At 73.5% G+C, this 19,099-nt stretch carries 18 protein-coding genes and 1 pseudogene; 11 read left to right on the top strand and 8 right to left on the bottom strand.

Features of this window, described 5'->3' with window-relative positions:
- Positions 1-43: 43 nt before the first annotated feature.
- Positions 44-1,042 carry an Lrp/AsnC family transcriptional regulator gene (locus tag OG422_RS03790; protein WP_143941255.1) on the top strand — a complete coding sequence of 333 codons (999 nt, stop codon included), beginning with the start codon at positions 44-46 and terminating at the stop codon, positions 1,040-1,042.
- 64 nt (positions 1,043-1,106) lie between these two features.
- Here OG422_RS03790 and OG422_RS03785 read toward each other — a convergent pair whose 3' ends face one another.
- Entirely contained in the window at positions 1,107-2,084 is a 978-nt protein-coding gene (locus OG422_RS03785) for a LysR family transcriptional regulator (RefSeq protein WP_405739663.1), read from the bottom strand.
- Between the two features lie 73 nt (positions 2,085-2,157).
- Between OG422_RS03785 and OG422_RS03780 the strand changes: the two genes are divergently transcribed.
- The 7 genes from OG422_RS03780 to OG422_RS03750 all read left to right on the top strand — a co-directional run bounded on the left by OG422_RS03780 (position 2,158) and on the right by OG422_RS03750 (position 7,774).
- Complete coding sequence (locus OG422_RS03780; protein ID WP_405739660.1) at positions 2,158-3,111, top strand: DMT family transporter; 954 nt, start codon at positions 2,158-2,160, stop codon at positions 3,109-3,111.
- Between the two features lie 105 nt (positions 3,112-3,216).
- Positions 3,217-3,504, top strand: a complete 288-nt coding sequence (locus tag OG422_RS03775) for a hypothetical protein (RefSeq protein ID WP_143940711.1) — start codon at positions 3,217-3,219, stop codon at positions 3,502-3,504.
- A gap of 94 nt (positions 3,505-3,598) precedes the next feature.
- Positions 3,599-4,111 (top strand): hypothetical protein, encoded by a 513-nt coding sequence (locus OG422_RS03770; protein WP_143940710.1) that lies wholly within the window; start codon positions 3,599-3,601, stop codon positions 4,109-4,111.
- An 11-nt stretch (positions 4,112-4,122) separates the two neighbouring features.
- Complete coding sequence (locus OG422_RS03765) at positions 4,123-4,449, top strand: hypothetical protein (RefSeq protein WP_143940709.1); 327 nt, start codon at positions 4,123-4,125, stop codon at positions 4,447-4,449.
- Entirely contained in the window at positions 4,436-5,935 is a 1,500-nt protein-coding gene (locus tag OG422_RS03760) for a pyridoxal phosphate-dependent decarboxylase family protein (protein WP_405739655.1), read from the top strand. Before OG422_RS03765 ends, OG422_RS03760 begins: the two co-directional genes overlap by 14 nt.
- Positions 5,932-6,993 (top strand): cupin domain-containing protein, encoded by a 1,062-nt coding sequence (locus OG422_RS03755; protein WP_405739652.1) that lies wholly within the window; start codon positions 5,932-5,934, stop codon positions 6,991-6,993. The genes OG422_RS03760 and OG422_RS03755 overlap by 4 nt, the downstream gene beginning before the upstream one ends.
- Before the next feature lie 55 nt (positions 6,994-7,048).
- On the top strand, positions 7,049-7,774 hold the full coding sequence (locus OG422_RS03750) for a type 1 glutamine amidotransferase domain-containing protein (RefSeq protein ID WP_143940706.1): 726 nt from the start codon (positions 7,049-7,051) through the stop codon (positions 7,772-7,774).
- Positions 7,775-7,852: 78 nt separating this feature from the next.
- Here OG422_RS03750 and OG422_RS03745 read toward each other — a convergent pair whose 3' ends face one another.
- Together OG422_RS03745 and OG422_RS03740 are read right to left on the bottom strand one after the other, a co-directional pair.
- On the bottom strand, positions 7,853-9,085 hold the full coding sequence (locus OG422_RS03745; RefSeq protein ID WP_143940705.1) for an MFS transporter: 1,233 nt from the start codon (positions 9,083-9,085) through the stop codon (positions 7,853-7,855).
- 133 nt (positions 9,086-9,218) lie between these two features.
- Positions 9,219-10,556: a chloride channel protein gene (locus OG422_RS03740; RefSeq protein WP_405739648.1), complete on the bottom strand. Its 1,338-nt coding sequence runs from the start codon at positions 10,554-10,556 to the stop codon at positions 9,219-9,221.
- A gap of 267 nt (positions 10,557-10,823) precedes the next feature.
- Between OG422_RS03740 and OG422_RS03735 the strand changes: the two genes are divergently transcribed.
- Positions 10,824-11,678 carry a dienelactone hydrolase family protein gene (locus OG422_RS03735; protein WP_405739645.1) on the top strand — a complete coding sequence of 285 codons (855 nt, stop codon included), beginning with the start codon at positions 10,824-10,826 and terminating at the stop codon, positions 11,676-11,678.
- Between the two features lie 28 nt (positions 11,679-11,706).
- Here OG422_RS03735 and OG422_RS03730 read toward each other — a convergent pair whose 3' ends face one another.
- From OG422_RS03730 to OG422_RS03720, 3 genes are all read right to left on the bottom strand, one after another.
- A complete protein-coding gene (locus OG422_RS03730; protein WP_405739642.1) occupies positions 11,707-12,108 on the bottom strand; it encodes a hypothetical protein in 402 nt (133 codons plus the stop codon).
- Positions 12,109-12,363: 255 nt separating this feature from the next.
- Positions 12,364-13,272, bottom strand: a complete 909-nt coding sequence (locus tag OG422_RS03725; protein ID WP_405739639.1) for a universal stress protein — start codon at positions 13,270-13,272, stop codon at positions 12,364-12,366.
- A gap of 61 nt (positions 13,273-13,333) precedes the next feature.
- On the bottom strand, positions 13,334-14,326 hold the full coding sequence (locus OG422_RS03720; protein WP_405739636.1) for an Acg family FMN-binding oxidoreductase: 993 nt from the start codon (positions 14,324-14,326) through the stop codon (positions 13,334-13,336).
- A gap of 221 nt (positions 14,327-14,547) precedes the next feature.
- Here OG422_RS03720 and OG422_RS03715 point away from each other — a divergent pair, with 221 nt between their 5' ends.
- Positions 14,548-15,198, top strand: coding sequence for a CBS domain-containing protein (locus tag OG422_RS03715; protein ID WP_143940700.1), 651 nt, complete (start codon positions 14,548-14,550; stop codon positions 15,196-15,198).
- 157 nt (positions 15,199-15,355) lie between these two features.
- Here the strand turns inward: OG422_RS03715 and OG422_RS03710 are convergent, their stop codons facing one another.
- Positions 15,356-16,054, bottom strand: coding sequence for a helix-turn-helix domain-containing protein (locus OG422_RS03710; RefSeq protein ID WP_405739631.1), 699 nt, complete (start codon positions 16,052-16,054; stop codon positions 15,356-15,358).
- Between the two features lie 427 nt (positions 16,055-16,481).
- Between OG422_RS03710 and OG422_RS03705 the strand changes: the two are divergent.
- Positions 16,482-17,165: pseudogene (locus OG422_RS03705) on the top strand (response regulator); the annotation flags it as partial.
- Between the two features lie 167 nt (positions 17,166-17,332).
- On the opposite strand, the gene OG422_RS03700 reads toward OG422_RS03705, so the two are convergent.
- Entirely contained in the window at positions 17,333-19,063 is a 1,731-nt protein-coding gene (locus OG422_RS03700; RefSeq protein ID WP_405739628.1) for a GAF domain-containing protein, read from the bottom strand.
- Positions 19,064-19,099 lie beyond the last annotated feature (36 nt).

Genomic DNA, 19,099 nt, shown 5'->3' with positions numbered 1-19,099 from the left:
CGACGGCATGGCCATTCGACTGTCACGTACGAGGGGGCCACTGGTGCTGGAGGAAGTCGATCTCGCGTTGGTGGACGCCCTGCAGATCAACCCGCGGGCCAGCTGGACCACGTTGGCCGAGGTGCTGGAGCTGGCGCCGATCACGCTGGCCCGCCGCTGGCAGCGGCTCACCGACGACGGCGCCGCCTGGATCACCGTGGCACTGGGCAACAGCTTGTCGAAGGGCGCGATCGTCGAATTCTCCTGCGCGCCGGGCACCGCCACGCAGGTCGCCGAGCGGCTCGCCGAACTACCGCACGTGATCACGGTCGGCGTGACCACCGGCGAGTACGAGGTCTTCGCCCTCATCATGGCGCCGTCCCTGGCGGCGATCTCGACCGTGCTCCTCAAGACGCTGCCGCTACCGGAGCAGGTCACCAAGGTCCGCAGCCACGTGTTCGGCAGCACCTTCGGCGGCATCATCTGGCGCCTTGGGGTGATGAACCGCAGTCAGGCCGACCAGGTCCGCGAGGCGATCGGCCCGCTGCCACGCAAGATCCGGCCGTTCGGCGCCGCCGACCGAGCCCTGTTCCTGGCGCTCGGGCACGACGGCCGGCGCCGCTACGCGAGCCTGGCCGACGAGCTCAACACCACTCCGCCGGCGGTCAAGCGCCGCCTGGAGCGGCTCCGTCGGCACGGCGACATCACGTTCCGCTGCGACGTCGCCCGGCCGCTCGCCGGCTGGCCCACCATGGCGCTGCTGTGGCTGACTGTGCCCGACGTCGAGGTGCAGCGCATCGGTAATGCGCTCGGCAGTTGGCCGGAGACCCGGCACTGCGCGGCCGTGACCAGCCCGGCGAACCTGGGCCTGATCGTGGGCTTGCGCTCCCTGAACCACCTGGACGAACTGCTGATCAAGATCGCCCGCGAGCACCCCGACGCCAGGGTGGTGGACCGCAGGCTCGTCCTGCAGATGACCAAGGTCTACGGCCGCATCCTCGACGAACAGGGCCGCAGCACCCGAGTGGTCCCGGTCGACCCCTGGACGGCCCTGTCGACCTGACTGCGGTGTGGGGAGGTGCGCTCTCTCGTGGAACGTCACATCAGCACCCTCCCTGCTGCGACCGCTACTCATGCGACCGATACCTCCGAACCACCCCCTCGCCCACGCCACCCCCCTGCTCGGCCGGACCAGGCACCCCCGGCCCCATCCCATGCGCCGCACGCGCCATCCCCGCGATGAATGCCTGTACGGCAGGGGTCTGCGACCGGGGCGCGGTCGCCACGCAGATGGTGCGGGTGACGGCCGGGCGGCAGGGAATGAGGCGTACGCCCGGGTGGTGGGCGGGGACGGCCATGCGGGGGACCAGGGCGGCGGTGAGGCCGGCGGCCACCAGTTGGAGCTGGGTGCTGTAGTCGGCCACGCAGTAGCGGACCTGGACGTCGGTGACCGCTTGGCGGCGTAGCAGTTCGACGAGGGCCTGGTGGGTGTCGCTGCCGGCGGGGCAGCTTGCCCAGACGAGGCCGTGCAGGCTGTTGAGGGGGACTTCCGTCAGATGGGCGAGCGGGTGGCGGTCGTGGACGGCCAGCAGCGCGTTCTCGCGTACCAGGGGGTGGGTGAGCACGCCCGGGGGGACGCGGGCCGGGGCGTGGGTCCAGCTCTCCATCACCACCGCGTCCAGCCAGCCGGCTTCCAGATCCGGCAGCAGGTCCGACGCCTCGCCGTCCTGGACCTCGGGCTCCAGACGCGGATGGGCGTCCGTGAGGGCCAGCAGGGTTTGCGGAAGCAGTGAACGTAACGCCGAGGCGACCGCGCCCACCCGTAACGGCCCCGCGACCAGGCCGCTGATCGCCGCGAGGTCCGCGTCGGCCTGCGCCGCCGTCTCGGCCATCCGGTTGGCGGACGCGGCCAGGACCCTCCCGGCGTGGGTGAGGCGGATGCCCCGGCCATCGCGTTCGACGAGGGCGCAGCCGACCTCGCGTTCCAGACGGCGCAGATGTTGCGAGACGGCGGGCCCCGTCACGTGCAGGGCCTCGGCTGCCGCGCGGACCGACCCCAGTCGCGCCACCGCGTCGAAGACGCGCATTCGCTCCCAACTCACCATGTGCGAAGGCTAATGAATACAGCGAACAAACAGTAAGTAGTGGTGTCGCGTCGAGGGTGGAAGGCTGCCTGACGTGGAAGCCGCACCGAAGCCCCGAACCCCCGCCCCCGCGCGTGCCCCGGAGACGTCGGGCACCCAGCCGAAGGCAGCCGCTCTGATCATCGGAGGGGCGGCCTGCCTGTCGATGTCGGCGGTTTTCGTCAAACTCGCCGACGTCAACGCGGGCACCGCGGCCTTCCTGCGCTGCGCCATCGCGCTGCTCGTCCTCGTACCGATGTTCGTGTACGAGACCCGTCGGCGCGGCGGCATGCCCGCCGCGCTGCACCGGAACGCGATCCTCGCGGGCGTGTTCCTCGGCGCCGACTACGTGATGTGGACCCTCAGCATCCTGGACATCGGCGCCGCGGTGTCCACCGTGCTCATCAATGTGCAGGTGATCGTCTTCCCGCTGCTGGCACGGGTCTGGGACGGCACGCGGGTGACGCGCCGCTTCCTGCTGGCCTGTCCGTTGATGCTGGTGGGCATCGCCCTGGCGGGCGGCGTCGTCGACTCCGGCGCGCAGGCCGTGCACCCCGTACGGGGGGCGCTCCTGGGCATCGGTGCGGGCAGCGCCTATGCGGTGTATCTGTACCTGATCCGCCGCTGCGGCCAGCGTTCGTCCCGGCATGTGGTGACCCCGGTCTGCGTCTCGACGGCCGCGGCCACCGTCAGTTCCGGTGCCATCAGCCTGCTCACGACCGGGCTGCCGCTGGCGGTCCCGGCCGCCTCGTGGGGCTGGATCGTGGCGCTGGCGCTCCTCGGCCAGGTCGCGGCCTGGCTGCTGATCAGCAAGGGAGGACCGCTGCTCCCGCCCAACACCGCGGCGGCGCTGCTGCTCCTCCAGCCGGTCATGGCGATCGCGTTCGCCCTCCTCATCCTCCACGAGACGCCCACGCCGACCCAGTTGGGCGGCTGTGCCCTGGTGATCGCGGCGGTGTGGACCAGTAACCGCACACCCCGGACGAAGCCCGCGGCGCGTCCCGCGTAGCGACCGCGACGGCATGGGCCGGTAACCCCCTCGAATGAAGCCTGTGGTGCGCCCCCGCGCGTAGCGGCGCGGGCCACGCGTGCCCGCCCCGGAAAGGGAAACGAGATGGAACACTTATCGGCCGACGACCACGGCCTCATCGCCCCGGTGAGCCTGCCCCGTGACGGCACGGCTCCCGGGAAGCTCAGCGGCCCGGACGAGTACGACGCCTTCTTCCGTATCCACTACGACGACGTCTCCGATGCCGCCTGGGCGCAGCAGGCCCTCGCGGTCACCCGTAAGGTCGCCGACGACCTGCGGGACTCCAGCCTGGGCGAGGCGGAACGAGCCGATCTGCTGGACGGGATGAATCTCCTCCTCCAGCATGCCCTGGCCCTCACCGCCGGCCGGTGACGAATTTCCCCGGCGCGGCCCGCTCGAAAGTTCACCGTGACCTCCGCAATTCAGTGGTGCCCGGCCCCGGGTACCGAGATCAAAGGATGTCGGCATGAAACTGACCAGCGACCAGGAAATAGCCATCCGCAGGTGGAAACTCGGCCATCACATCTTCCACCTCCACTTAACGATGATGAACTCCCATCTCCTCGCGTTAAGCGCCGCGCTCGACAGCGAGGAATGGCCCACCTGCCGACGGCTGCTGGACACCCTCACCCGCCTCTACCGCGCCTCCACGGCGTCGATGCAGTACGCGTCGGACTTCCCCGCCGACGCCTACCACGGCCTGCTGCGACCTGCGATGGAGCCGCCGTGGGTCAGCCCCGGATTCTCCGGTAAGTTCAACGCCGATCACGAGCGGATGCTCGATCTGCTGAAATCCGTCCGCACCCCGCTGAAAAAGGCCGCACGCGGCGGCCGGGCGCCGGACGACGTGAACGAGGCGGCCCGTGAACTGTGGCGGGAGCAGTCGCGTAACCGCGCAAACCACAAGCTCATCTGCGAGAAATTCGTTCCCGGCGGCACATCCCTGCTGCAGGAATACTTCGCCACCAGCGGAAAGTAAAGGAGAGGGCCATGTCCTTCACCATCGTGGAAACCTGGTACCTGACCGACGAGGCCGCGGCGCAGGCCACCCGCACCATGCAGCTCATCGACGACGCGCTGGGCGACAACGCCCACCACCACCCGGGCTGGAACGGCCACGCCACCTTCCTCCAGGACCGGGACGACCCGCGCGTTGTCACCTGGGTCTATCCCTGGCGCAGCGCGGAGGACCACGCCGATCTGCTGAAGTCCGAAGAGGCCCTGGTCAAACCGCTGATAGCCGAGTACTGCACCCGCCCCCGCGAGGTCCGCTACGCCGTGGAGCTGCCCGTGGAGGTCGACCATGACCACCACTGACCACCTCACCGCGCCCTCCGCGCCGCCCGCCGGTCCGCCCCCGGCCGCGGTCGGGGACTGGACGCCGGAGGAGCTGGAGAGCAACGGGCGTCTGCTGTTGAAGCGGCTCAGCGAGCACTTCGCCTCCTTACGGACGCAGCCGGTGACCACCGACCGGTCGGCGAAGGACATCCACCAGCTGTTCGACGAGCCGCTGCCGAGGGACCCGCAGGACTTCGCCGCCGTACTGGACCAGACGTGGCGGGATGTGCGGCCGCACCTCACGCAGTGGAACCACCCCCGCTTCCACGCCTACTTCTCCAACAGTTCCAGCGGCCCGGCCATCCTCGCCGAGACCGCCGCGGCCGCCCTGAACGTCAATGTGATGCTGTGGGACGCGGCACCGGCGGCCGCCGCGGTGGAGTCCACCGTGCTGCGCTGGCTCTGCGAGATGCTGGCCTATCCGGCCGACGGCGACGCCGTACTCGTCGACGGCGCCTCCCTGGCCACCCTGTACGCCCTCGCGGCGGCCCGCGAACACCTCACCGGTCTCGACGTCCGCCGCACCGGCCTCGCGGGCGGGCCGGTCCTGCGGGTGTACGCCTCCGACCAGACCCACAGCAGCATCGACAAGGCGGCCCTCACCCTGGGCATCGGGCTGGACAACGTGGTGCGCCTGCCCGCCCGGCCCGACGGCAGCATGGACCCGGCCGACCTCGACGCCCGCCTGCGCGAGGACGTGACGAACGGCTACCGCCCGCTCGCCGTCGTCGCCAACGTCGGCACCACCTCCACCGGCGGCATCGACCCGCTCGACGACATTGCCGAACTCTGCACGCGGCACGGCGTCTGGCTGCACGTCGACGCGGCGTACGGCGGGTTCTGGCGGCTGGCCGGGCCCGTCCGGCCGCACCTGCCCGACCTGGCGGTGGCCGACTCGCTGGTGGCCAATCCGCACAAGGTGCTGCTCTGCCCGATGGAGGCCAGCGCCCTGCTGTCCCGCCACCGCGACGTGCTGACCAACACCTTCCGGCTGGTCCCCGAGTACCTGACGACGCGTCATGAGGACGGCAGCGTCGACTTCATGAACTACTCCCTGCAACTGGGGCGGCAGTTCCGCGCGCTGAAGCTGTGGTGGATCCTCAAGACGTTCGGCACCGACGGGATCGCCGCCCGCCTCACCGCGTCCACGACCCTCGCTGACCGGCTGCGTTCCGTCGCCGCGGCCGCCCCGCACTGGCAGGTCACCAACGCGCACACGCCGTTCCCGCTGGTCTGCCTGCGGTACGCGCCGGACGGCCTCGACCGCACGGCGACCGACGACCTCAACCGCCGCATCCACCACCGCGTCAACGCCGGGCACCGCTCGTACGTCTCCCACACCGTCACCGACGACGGCTATGTCATCCGCGTCTCGATCGGCAACATCCACACCCGCGCCGAGGACATCGACGCCCTCTGGGACGAACTCACCGCCGCGGCGCGGCAGGAAGGCGGCCACCTGTGACGACCTCGCCGCCCGCGACCGCGGACCCCGACACCTTCACGGAACGCCTCGGCGCCTTCTACGCCGTGGGCCGCTGGTCGGCCGTCAACGACGATCTGCCGTGGACCCCGGCCCCCAAGTCCCTGCCCTGCATGTGGCGGTATGCGAACCTGCGGCCGTTCGTGCAGGAGGCCGCCGAGTTCGTCAAGGGCGACGCGGCCGCGCTCCGGGTCCTCACCCATCTCAACCCCGGACACCGGGAGTACGAGGCGGCCTGCGGGCACCTCTACTCGGGTCTGCAGGCCCTCAAACCGCAGGAGTCGATGACCTGCCACCGGCACGCGGCGTCGGCCGTCCGCTTCGTCCACGAGGGGCACGGCGGCTGGACGGCCGTCGACGGGGACCGTATCGACGTCGGTACCGGGGACGTCGTCATCACCCCGAGCCGACGCTGGCACGAGCACGGCAACGACGCCGACGAGGGCCTGGTCATCTGGCAGGACCTCACCAACGACCCGCTGGTCAACACACTCGGCGCCAACTTCTTCGAGCTCCACCCCGACGGCACCCACCTGCCGACGACCCCGCGCCGTGACACCCACGCCATCTGGGGCGGCCTGCTGCTGCCCGACACCCGGCGTCGGCACGAGGGCTCCCCGCTGTACGCCTACCCGTGGGAGAAGTGCCGGGAAGCTCTGGAGAACGCGGCCCGGGCCGGTCACCACGACCCCCACGATGGAGTGGTGCTGGAGTACGCCAACCCGGCGACGGGCGGCCCGGTCACCCCGACCACCGGCTGCCGTCTCCAGCTCCTGCGGGCCGGGGAGCGGACGCGAACGCACCGCCGTACGGGCGCCGTGGTGTACGTCGTCGCGGAGGGCACCGGTACGACCACCATCGAGGGCACCGACTTCGAGTGGTCGGCGGGCGACACCTTCTGCGTGCCGTCCTGGGCACGGCACCACCACACCAACCTCAGCGGCACCGGCGAAGCCGTGCTGTTCTCCGCCGACGAGTCCCCCCTCCTCCAGGCCCTCGGCCTGTACGCCGAGGACACCGGTCCGTTCGACGGGTCCTGACCGCCCGCACCGCCCGGGGCCTTCGGGCCCCGGGCCCCGCAAGAGAGGAAGACTCATGCTTCGCATTCTCGTGATGCTGTCCGCCGCCACCCGGATGCCGCTGACGGATGGCAGGACCCGGACCGTCGGCTTCTGGCCCGAGGAGGTCACCGAACCGCTGGCGGTCTTCGACAAGGCCGGGGTGCACGTCACCACGGCGACCCCCGACGGACGGCCCGCCGAGGCGGACCCGGCGGGCTTCACCCCGGAGGGCACCGGCCTCTCACCGGACGGGTGTCAGGCGCTCCGCGACGCCGTGGAGGGACACCGGGAACGGCTGGCCGACCCCGTGTCGTTGCAGGAGATCCGTGGCGAAGCCTTCGACGCCGTCTTCGTTCCCGGCGGCTACGCCCCGATGATCGACCTCTGGTGCGACCCGCACTGCGGACGCATCCTGGCCGACGCCCATCGGGCGGGGCGCCCGGTCGCGGCGGTCTGCCACGGCCCCGCCGCGCTGCTGTCCTGTACCGACGCGCAGGGGAACTGGCTCTTCACCGGCTACCGGATGACGTCGTTCACCGACGCCGAGGAGAAGGACGTGGCCCTGCTCGACGTCCTGCCGTGGACCTCGCAGCAGTCGTTGGTCCGTCAGGGCGCCCACTTCTCGTCCGGACCGGAGCCCTGGGCCGAGCACCTCGTGGAGGACCGCGGGCTGCTCACCGGCCAGAACCCGGCGTCGGCCCGCCCGCTCGCCGAGCGGCTGCTGGCCCGGCTGGACGGCGGCCAACCGCCCGCCGCCTGAGCGCTGCTGACCAGGTACCCGCGGCGGTGACTGCGACGGACCCGCGCCCCGGTCATCGGGACGCCCCGTCCGTCGAGGTCACCGCCGTCCTCGTCCGGTCGCCCACACCGCCAGGGCGGACGCACCGGTCCACGCCGCCGCGTAGCCGAAGCCCACCGCCGGGCCGAAGGCCGTCCAGAGGAGGCCGACGGCGGCCGAGGAGGCGAAGTCGCCGAGGGACTGGACGAGGCCGAGCAGGCCGAAGCCGCTGCCGCGCAGGGCGTCCGGGAGCATCCCCGCGACCAGGGTCGACTCGGCGGTCTCGACCAGCCCGATGCCGCTGCCCGCCAGCACGAAGGCGGCAAGCAGCGGTGGCCAGCCGTGCCAGGGGACGGCGAACATGCCGTACGCCGCCAGATAGAGGACACCGCCGGTGGCGAAGGCGGCGCGGGGGCCCGCCCGGTCGATCCAGTGGCCGCCGAGATAGGCCACGGCGGCGGCGAGGGCGTTGTGCGCCGCGTAGATCAGGACGGCCAGCGAGGTGGCGGCGGCGAGGTCGCGGGCGCCGTGGTGCAGGAGTTGGGTGGCGCGCAGGATGAGGAGGGTGACGGCGATGTTGCCGACCTCGAACATCGCGACGGGCAGCAGCGCACGGGCCATCCCGGCGCGCCGCAGTGCGCCCAGGCGGAGCCGGATACGACGCCGGGCGAACGGTTCCGCGAGGGTGCGGCGGGCCTCGCGACCGGCGAAGGTGATGGCCACCGCCGCGAGCAGCCCCGGCAGGGCCGCGCAGTAGAGCGTGGTGCGGATGCCGACGAGGGAGACCAGCAGCGCCGCGAGGAGGGGGCCGACGACGGCGCCGAGGTTGTCCCCGGCCCGCTCCAGGCCGAAGGCGCGCCCGTAGGCGTGGCGCGGGGCGAGGGAGGCCAGGAGCGCGTCCCGGGCCGGTGACCGGATCCCTCGCGAGGCCCACGCCGTGGCGCGCGCCACGCCCACCTGCCATACGGAGGTGGCGAGGCCGAGGGCGCCGGTGGCCAGGGCCGTGCCGAGGTAGCCGCCGGTGGCGATCCGGGCCCGGCGCGCCGGGGAGTTGGCCAGCGGGCCGCCCGCCAGTTTGGCGATCCCCGTCAGCGCGTCGCTGACGCCCTCGACCACACCGAGCGCGCCCGGGGACGCGTGCAGGGTGGACGTGAGGAAGCCGGGCAGCACCGCGGTCGCGATCTCGTGCCCGGAGTCGCTGAAGAAACTCGCCGCACCGACGCCGCCCACTCCGGCGCTGTACCAGCCGCTCCGCTCGCCCCGCTGCGGCTTCTGCCCGGTGTGGTCGTCCATGGGGAAGTGTCCTACCGGGTGGCGTCGGTGGTGCCGTCACGCCACGCCGGGCGGCGGGGCGCTCCGTCACGGCCGTCCGGCGAGCGACGGCGCGGCCGAGGCCGGCGGCGGGCCCGACGCCGTACGCCCCGGATCACTGGGCAGGCAGCCGTACCGAGTACAGCGAAGGCGTGTCGAGCCGGCGGGAGAGGAGCACGGCGCCGGTGACCGCGAAGAGCAGGGGGACCATCAGCGCGTCGAGGGTGCGGGTGAGTTCCAGGGCCAGGACGACGGCGGCGACGGGTGCCTGCATGGCGGCGGCGAGGACCGCGGCGGCGCCGATGATCGCGAAGCCCGCGGCCGGGCCCGGCCAGGCGAGCGCCCAGCCCTGCCCGGCGAGGGAACCGAGCAGCGCACCGGTGGCGAGGGTCGGCGTGAAGAGCCCGCCGCTGGCGCCGCTGCCCAGGCTGCCCGCGGTGGCGAGCGGTTTGAGGAGGAACAGCGCCACCAGCGTGGCGACGCCGAACTGCGCGCCGAAGGTGAGCTGGACGATGTCCTTGCCGTTGCCGAGGAGCTGGGGGTACGGCACGGCCAGCGCGCCGACCGCGGTGAACACCAGCGGTGGCGCGACCAGCAGCCCCCACCCCGTCGGCCGGTGCCCGTGCGCGATGCGGATCAGCCGCACCCAGCCGACCGCGACCAGCCCGGCGAACGGGCCGATCACCAGGGCGAACACGAGCAGCGACGCGGACAGCGGCACCTCGGGCAGCCGGTAGGTCGGCCCGGTCGGGAGCACGGTCCAGGAGACCGCGGTGGCCAGGCACGAGGCGGTCAGCGCGGGCAGTGCCAGCCGCAGCGACAGGCCGCCGAGCATCACCTCCAGGGTGAGCAGCGCCCCGCCCAGCGGCACGTTGTACACACACGCCATGCCCGCCCCGGCGCCGCAGGCGGCCAGCAGTCTGCGGTGCGCGGTGCCGAGGCGGGCCCAGTCGGACAGCCGGGACGCGAGCACCGCACCGGCCAGCCGCGGCGCGGCCTCCCGGCCCAGCGACGCGCCCATGCCCACGATCACCATGGACAGCACCGCGGTACCCAGACTGCGCCGCAGCGGCAGCCGCCCCTCGTCCCGCCACAGCGCCGTGCTCACCTCCGAACCGCCGGGCCCCGTCCACCGCCGCAACAGCCACCAGCCGGCCCCAGCCACCACCCCGGCAACGGCCAGGGCCACCACCCGGCGGTCCGCGCCCGCCCGTTCGACCGCGGCCAGGAAACTCCCCGACCGGTAGGAGTACGTGAGGTGGGCCACCGCGTACAGCAGCGTCATCAGGGCGGCGCCCGCGAGCCCCGCCAGCACGCCCGTGGCCACCACCAGCACCCAGAACCGCGCGGACAGCGAGGGGACATCCGCCGGGGCGACGAGGTTCGGCTGCTCCACCGCCCCGCCGCCCCGGGCCCCGGCCCGTCCGCGCCCGCCGTTTCGCCCTGTGCCCATCGTTCGCCTTCCCGGCAGTTCCCGGCGCCGCTGCCGGACCCTGCCGGGCATCGTCTCCCGGCCCGCCGGGCCCGGGGCGGCGCCCGGCGCGCGTGTCGGGCCCCGTACGCCGGAGGGCGCGGCCACGTGGCGTGCGTCGCAGGCGCGGGAAAACCGGGGAAACGGGGACACGGGCGGGTGGCCGCTGGCACCGTCGGGGGCACGCGTCCCTCGGGGCGCGGTTCCTCATACGCGGTATCGGCGACGGAATCGGATGGGCAAACGACCATGGCGGATCACGGGCTCGCGGGATTCGAGCGCACCACCTTCACGCACGACGGCGTCACCCGGAAGGTGCTGCGCCGCGGCACCGGACCCGCCGTCGTCGTGATGTCCGAGATGCCGGGCATCACCCCCAAGGTTCTGGAGTTCGCGGAGCGGGTGGCCGCCATCGGCTGCACCGCCGTCCTGCCCGTCCTGTTCGGCACCCCCGGACGCGATCCCCACCCGTCGGCGCACGGCCGGTGGGGGGCCCGTGCGTACGTGGGGTCGACCTTCCTGAAGCTCTGTGTGAGCCGGGAGTTCACGCTGTTCGCCACCGGCCGCAGCTCCCCGGTCGTCGGCTGGCTGCGGGCGCTGGCCGCCCAGGAGCACGAGCGGTGCGGCGGCCCCGGTGTGGGGGCGATAGGCATGTGTGCCACCGGTGGTTTCGCGCTCGCGATGGCCACCGACGAGCGGCTGCTCGCCCCCGTCCTCTCCCAGCCCTCGCTGCCGCTGCCGGTCACCGCCTCGCGCCGCCACACCATCGACATATCCCCGGCGGAGCTCGCCGTCGTCAAGGACCGCTGCGCGCGCGGCGATCTGCGCGTGCTCGGCATGCGGTTCCGTGGGGACCGCTTCGTGCCGGGGGAGCGGTTCGCCGCGCTGCGCCGCGAGTTGGGGGACGCGTTCATCGCCGTCGAACTGGACGACGCGGACGGCAACCCCGAGGCCATCGCCGCGCCGCACTCCGTCGTGACGGAGCATCTGATCGACGAACCGGGTCAGCCGACCCGCACCGCCCTCGACGAGGTCCTCGATCTGTTCCGTACGCGGCTGCTGACCGAGAAGCCGGACGCGCCGGGGAACGAGAGCGGCAACTGAGGCGCCGCAACCGGCCGGGCCGTCGGGCTCACGACTGCCGTCGTCGGTCCCATTCGGCCATCAGGCCGAACAGGGTGAGCCTGTCGGCCACGGGCTGGTCGGGGTGGATCTCGCGGTAGCGCCGGTAGATGTTGACCACGACCCGTTCGGCGTCCAGCCGGTCGGCGTACCCGGCCAGATCGACGCCGAACGCCGCCTCCTGGAAGCCGCGTCCCTCGGCGTACGCGGTGTCGGCCTGCTCGACGACATGGCGGAAGTAGTCCCGGACCGCGCGGATCCCGTCGGCGTCCGTCACCGGGCCGTGGCCCGGCACCACGGTCGGCGCTCCCAGCCCGATCACCGTGTCGCAGGCGTCGATCCAGCCGGCGAGGGGGCCACTCCACACGATCGGCGTGCACCCGATGAACAACAGGTCGCCCGCGAAGAGCACCCCCGCGTCGGAACGTGCACCACCGTGTCGGCCTCGGTGTGGGCGGGCCCGAGAGTGAGCAGCTGCACCTTGCGACCGCCCACGTCGACGGTGAGGCGCCGGTCGAAGGTCCGGTCGGGCGTGCGCTGGCGGATGCCGCCGAAGTCGAACCCCCGGAAGCGCTCGCGCAGGTACGGCGTGAGCGTGCACGCCCTTCCCCCAGCTTCGCCCCGGCGCCGCGGGACCGCCCGCCGACGACCCGGCGGGCAGCGCCCCTCACGCCGCCGACCCCTCCTCGGGGACCACCGCCACCGGGCAGGGCGCATGGTGCATCGCGGCGTGCGCGACGGGCCCCACGCGCGGGGCGAGGGCGCGGTGTCGTCGGCGGCCGACCGCCAGCAGGACGGCCCCGGGCACGCTGCGTACCAGGGCCCGGGTGGGGCTCTCCGGCCGCACCGTCAGCCCCAGCTCCACCCCCGGGTAGCGCTCCCGCCAGGGCCGTACCGCCTCCCGCAGCGCGTCCTCGCCCTCCTTGACGATCTCCCCGGCGGCCTCGGGGTCGACGCCCCAGGGCGCGTAGGCGGTGACCGGCAGGGCCCGCCCGTGCACGGCCCGCAGCGGCAGGCCCCGGCGCGCGGCGGCGTCGAAGGCGAAGGAGAGCAGGGCGTCACAGGGCCCCTTCAGGCTCATTCCGACGACGACGTGCGGCGCGGGCGACGGTATCTCCTCGCCTTCCGCCCCTGCTCCGGGGAGCGGCTGCCGCCCGGACCAGCCCTCCCGGACCAGGACGACGGGGCGCTCGGCCCGGCCGACCACCTCCAGGCTGATGTCGCCGAGAACGTAGCTCTCCCATGCCGTGAGGGCCCGGGAGCCGAGGGCGAGCAGCCGCGACTCCTCGGCCGCACGCAGCAGCGCCGGTACGGCCTCGGCGGCCACCAGGTCCTCGATGACCCGCAGTTCCCGGTGGTCGGCGCGTACCTCGTCCAGGGCCTGCTCGACGACGCGCCGGGCGCCGGCGTTCCGGTCGCGTTGCGGGGGCGTTTCGGGGCCCTGGGCCAGCAGGATCCAGGCGTGCAACAGGCGCAGCACGGCGTGCCGCCGGTCGGCCTCACCGGCTGCCCACCGCGCCGCCGCCAGGCTCTCGCGGGTACCGTCCAGCCCGACGGTGATCACTTCCGGTTCCATGGCTCCTCCTCGGACGGGGCGGACGGTTCCCTCCGTGGCGCCTGCGCCCGACGCTGCCGGGTCAGGGCGTGATCGTCAGCACCTGGTCCACGGGGCGCCGCGGCGTCGCGGGGCCCTCTGGGCCGTAGCCCAGGCGCAGGATCATCTGGACGTGGCCCGCGCCGGACACCGGATCGCGCAGGATCCAGCGCAGGTCCGGCCATTCGACGGGCTGGGTCGCGAAGGAGCTGACGAGTCCCTGGCGGGTGGCCCGCAGCAGGACGCGTTGCAGCGCCTGCCCTCCGCGCAGCCAGTCGGCCGGGGCGTCGCCGGGCGTGCTCAACGTCGCGAGCTGGGGATGCCGCTCGAACGTGGCGTAGGCGCGGCCGGGCTGGGCGCGCCGCCCGGCGAAGTCCCGGACGGGCGCCGTCGCGTCCGGCGAGCGGGGGCCGAAGGCGTAGTCGGGGATGCCGTCGTCGGCCGGTGACGCGGCCGTGGTCTCGTGGGTCCAACGGCGCTGTTCGGCGTCGCGGGCCTCGTCCAGCCGGTTGTAGCCCTCGGCCTGGGTGATCAGGTCGAGGACGGTCTCGCGGTGCGGGCCGGTCAGGAAGGTCAGGCACGCCCCCTCGACCGCGGCGGCCGCGAGGAGCGCGGTGCGGACCGGCGGCGGGATCTCCCGGTCGGTGTACGGCAGACGGCTGGTGTGCCGGGCGCGGATCGCCTCGTGGAGGCCGACGAGGTCCGGGTCGACGGGTTCGCCGGAGGCGTCGAGGCGTACGGCGGCGAGGGCGGCGGGCCGTCGCGGGTCGGGCAGGAGCGCGGGCGCCGCATGCAGCCCGGCGTGGGCCGCGGAGACCCGCAGGTTCAACAGCGCGGCCCCGCAGCCCAGGTGGAGGCCGCGGCCGGTGGGGTCGGCCTGCGGCAGGGCGTGGTCGGGGTCGGCGTCGAGGGTCAGCGTGCGGTCGGCCCGGGCGTAGCGGAACCGCCAGGGCTGGGCGTTGTGCTGGGACGGCGCGGTGACGGCGTCGGCGACGAGGGCCCTGACCAGCGTGTCGTCGAGAGTGGGAGCGGACACCGGCACCTCCCGGACGGAGCGGACGGCGAACGGCCGGTTTCCTCCAGGGTCGCCGGTGCGGCCCGCCCGTACCAGGGCCGCTGGTCCCTGCCTCGGTCCCGGTCGGAGGGCCGACCGGCTCATGCCGCGGCGGCGCCTGCCCGGCCATGCTGAAGAGGTGGAGCGACGTGGGTCGCCGGTCAGCGGGCCGCGCCGGGCGCCACGGAGGAAAGGAGCCGGTCATGGAGCACCGCACGGTGGGTGAACTCATGACGCGGAAGGTCGTGAGCGTGCGGCTGGAGACGCCCTTCAAGGAGATCGCGCGGATCCTGGCCGACAACGCGGTGAGCGCGGTCCCCGTCCTCGACGGCCTCGGCCGTCCCGCCGGGATGGTCTCGGAGGCCGATCTGCTGCGGAAGGTGGCCGACCGTTCCGATCTGACGGGCCGGACACCGCTGCCGCACCTGGAGGCATGGGAACGGGAACGGGCCGAGGGCCGCACCGCCGGAGAGTTCATGTCCGCCCCCGCGGTGTGCGCACACCCGGAGTGGACGGTCGTGGAGGCCGCGCGGCTGATGCAGGTGCAGAACGTCAAGCGGCTGCCCGTGGTCGACGAGACGGACCGGCTGCTGGGCGTCGTCAGCCGCAGCGACCTGCTACGGGTCTTCCTCCGGCGGGACCAGGCGATCCAGGAGGAGATCTCCCGGGAGGTCGTCGGGCGCCTCGCCCGCCTCGGCGCGGCGGGCGTCACCGCCGAGGTCGCAGAGGGACAGGTCACCCTGCACGGCTCGGTGGACGATGCGCTGCTGATCCCCGTCCTCACGCGGATGTGCGCCGGGATCGACGGTGTGGTGTCGGTTGCTGAGGAGGTGACGGCCAAGGCGAGGGCGTGAGGGGAGGGCGACGGCGTGAGGGCGATGGCGTGAGGGGGCGAGCGGTACAGGCGGGGGCCGGGGCGCATGCCCGTACCGCCACCTGGCTCCCTGCGCCAGCCGTCCGCCGCCTCGCACCCGTGGCCGCCGCCCTACGCCCGTGGCCTGTCGCCTGCCGTCAGGAGGTGGCGGGCGCAAGGAACCCCGTGGCGCGGATCCGGCGGCCGGTGATGCGCTCCGGGTCGAGGACCATCCAGAGCGGGCGGGCGCCCACCCAGGGGCCGGAGCGGGCGGCCGCCGTCAGCCGGTGGGCCTCGGCGGTGTCGGTGACCATCCGGGCCGGGCCCACGACCAGGACGCTCCAGCCCTCGCCGAACGCGTTGTCGAGGTGGTCGACCTCCAGCGCGGCCCGGTGTCCGGCGGCTGCGGCCGGTCCGGACTCCGCGGCGGTGCGGAAGGCGATCTTCCCGTCGGCGACGGTGTAGTTCACCGGGAAGATCGCCGGGGCGTCGTCGACGGTGACCGCGAGTCGGCCGACGCCGTGCGTCGAGAGGTGTGCCCAGCAGGTGGCGGTGTCGAGCACCAGTACCTCGGGGCGGGCCGCGGCCCCGGCGAGCCCCGGGGGAAACTCGACGGTCCCGCCTACCAGCTCCGCCATCGTGGTGTCCAGCGCATCGGCGAGCCGCAGCAGGAAGGCGGCGCCTGGCTGCGCGGGTTCCTCCTCCACATGGCGGAGGTATCCGGGCGAGGCCGCCGCGCGGGCCGCGACCTCCTCCCGGGTCAGCCCGAGGTGCTGACGGCGGAACTTCACCCGCCGCCCGAGATCGCTGCCCGTCGGGGGCGGAACCGGGTTGGGAGCGCGTTCCTGATCGGTCATGGTGCGCCTCCTTTGCGCGTACCGGCGGGTACCGGCGGGTGTCGGCCCGGGGCAGGGTGCGGTGCGCTTCCCCTCGCGGCTTCCGTGTGTGGGGTGGGTGGTTTCGTTCAGGGAGGGTTCCTGTTCGCCGGGCCGGCGTCTGCTGTGTGTGGGGTGGGTGGTTTTGTTCAGGGAGGGTTCCTGCCCACTCGCCCGGCGTCTGCTGTGTGCGGGGCGGACGCCTTCGTTCAGGAAGGGTTCCTGCCCACTCGCCCAGCGTCCGCCGGGCCGCCCGTACCGCGCATGGGCCGGTCGGCCCCCACCCGCGGTACGACGGCCCCACACCGCGTACCGCCGAAGGGCTCACCCCGACGCCGGTTCCGATCCGATCCCGGAACGGGAGATGGCGGACAATACGGGTAGGTCCGCACCGTTCGCAGGGGGCGCCATGTCCGATACGCCGACCGCCGATACGGCCATCCGCGTCTTCCTCGTGGACGACCATGAGGTCGTCCGCCGGGGGCTGCGCGATCTCATCGATGACGAGCCCGGCCTGGAGGTGGCCGGGGAGGCGGCGACCGCGGACCAGGCGCTGGCCCGGGGGCCCGCGCTGCGGCCGGATGTCGCCGTGCTGGACGTCCGCCTCCCCGACGGCGACGGGATCACCGTTTGCCGGGAGCTGCGCTCGCGGATGCCCGGGCTGGCGTGCCTGATGCTGACCTCGTTCGACGACGAGGACGCCCTGCTCGACGCGATCATGGCAGGGGCCGCGGGCTATGTGCTCAAGCAGATCCAGGGCGCCGATCTCGTCGCGGCGGTACGGACCGTGGCCACCGGGCAGTCGATGCTGGACCCGGCCACCACCGCGCGGCTGATGCGCTCGCTACGGGGCCCCGGAGCGGCGACGGCGCCGGAGGAGGAGCGGCTGGCCGTGTTGTCGGAGCGGGAGCGGGCCGTACTGGAGCTGATCGGTGAAGGGCTCACCAACCGGCAGATCGCCACCCGGCTCCATCTGTCGGAGAAGACGGTCAAGAACCACATCTCCCGGCTGCTGGGCAAACTGGGCGTCGAACGCCGCGTCCAGGCCGCGGTCCTCGCCACCCAGGCCCATGAGCACGCACAGCCCCACGGGAACGCGCAGTCCCACGGGCACGGCCCCGCGCAGTCCCCGGGGCGCCACCCGCTGCACTCCCCAACGGGGGAGCCCTCACCAGTCCGCGGGCACGACCCCGCCCACGGCCACTGCCCCGGCCACGGATAGCGCCACCTTGAGTCGCCCTCAGTCGTCTTCAGTCGTCCTCACCTGTACTCGGGCGCCAGCGGAACGCGCCAGGTGAGCGCCGTGCCACCGGTGGGCGCGGGCCGGGCGCGGACGGTGAGGGAGCCGCCCAGGCGGTCGGCCCGTTCGGCGAGGTTGCGCAGGCCGCTGCGGGCGACGTCCGGCGGGATGCCGGTGCCGTCGTCGCCCACGGTCACCGTCAGCACACCGCCGCCGACCACGACGGACACCTCCGCCCGGCTCGCCCGCGCGTGGCGGGCCACATTGCTGAGCGCTTCGCCGAGGACCGCGATGACCTCCTCGGCGACCCCGGGCGGTACGTCCGTGTCGAGCAGGCCCTCCATCCGCAGGGCGGGCGCGAACCCGAGGGCCGGCACGGCCGCGTCCACCGCCTTGACCACCCGGTTGCGGAGCTTGGGGGCGGCGTCGGGGCGGTCGTGTTCCCGGAGGCCGAAGATGGTCGAGCGGATGATCTTGATGGTGGCGTCCAGATCATCGATCGCCCGGGCCAGCCGGTCCGCCGCCTCCGGATGCTCCACGAACCGGCGGGCGCTCTGCAGCGTCATCCCGGTCGCGAAGAGCCGCTGGATCGCCAGGTCGTGCAGGTCGCGGGCGATCCGGTCGCGGTCCTCCCACAGGCTCACCTGCTCCGCGTCGCGGCGCCGGCCGGCCAGTTCGAGGGCGAGCGCCGCCTGCTCGGCGAAGCCCGGGAGCGGGGTGACCTCGGCGCGGGTGAAGGGCGGGCGCCCGCGCCGCCGGGCGAGCATCAGCACCCCGCTCAGCCGCTCCTTCGTCCCGACCGCGACGGCCACCGCCGGACCGGAGCCCGGCCAGCGGTCCGGCTGCGCCGTGACCCGCTCGTCGCGCTCCGCGTCCGCCACCGTGACCAGACCGTCGCGGCAGAGCGCGGCCGCCAGCAGCGTCCCCTCGCCGCCGGTGAACGTCACGTCCCGGTGGCCCGCCGCCCGCTCGCCCCGGGCCAGCGAACCGCGCACCTCGCCGCCGGGCCCGACGAGGTAGAAGACTCCGGTGTCGGCGTCCGCGATGCCCACGGCCTGTTCCAGCATGCCGTCGAAGACCTCGGCCTCCTCCGCCCCGGACAGCAGGGCGCGGGTCAGATCGGAACCGGCGGCCAGCCACCGCTGCCGGAGTCTGCCCTGTTCGTAGAGGCGGGCGTTGTCGATCGCGAAACCGGCGGCGACGGCGAGCGTCGTCACCACGGCCTCGTCCTCCTCGTCGAAGCCGGACCCGCCGCGTTTCTCGGTGAGGTACAGATTGCCGAAGACCTCGTCGCGGACGCGGATGGGCACCCCGAGGAACGAGCGCATCCGCGGATGGTGCGGCGGGATGCCGTACGAGGCGGGGTGCCCGGAGAGTTCGGGCAGGCGCAGTGGCCGCGGATTGCGGATCAGTTCGCCGAGCAGCCCGTGGCCCAAGGGCAGGTCCCCGATGCGGGCCCGCAGGTCGTCGTCGATGCCGACCGTGACGAACTCCGCGAGCTTCCGGTCGTCGCCGATGACGCCGAGCGCGCCGTACCGGGCGTCCACCAGGGTCACCGCCGCCTCCACGATGCCGCGCAGCACCTCGGGCAGCTGCAACTCCTCCCCGACGGCGATGACCGCGTCGAGGAGTCCGTCGAGCCGGTCCCGGGTGCCGCGGACCTCGTCGATGCGTACCCGCAGTTCGTCCAGCAGGTCGTCGAGCCGTAGCCGCGGGATCCTGCTCGTCCGCTGCGGGTCCCCAGGCCCCATCGCCACCTCCGTATGCGCGCGGCCCACCTTCACCGT

The organism is Streptomyces sp. NBC_01525 (genome assembly GCF_045040405.1).
GTDB classification, from domain to species: Bacteria; Actinomycetota; Actinomycetes; order Streptomycetales; family Streptomycetaceae; genus Streptomyces; species Streptomyces benahoarensis.
This window is presented reverse-complemented; position numbering and strand designations above follow the sequence as displayed.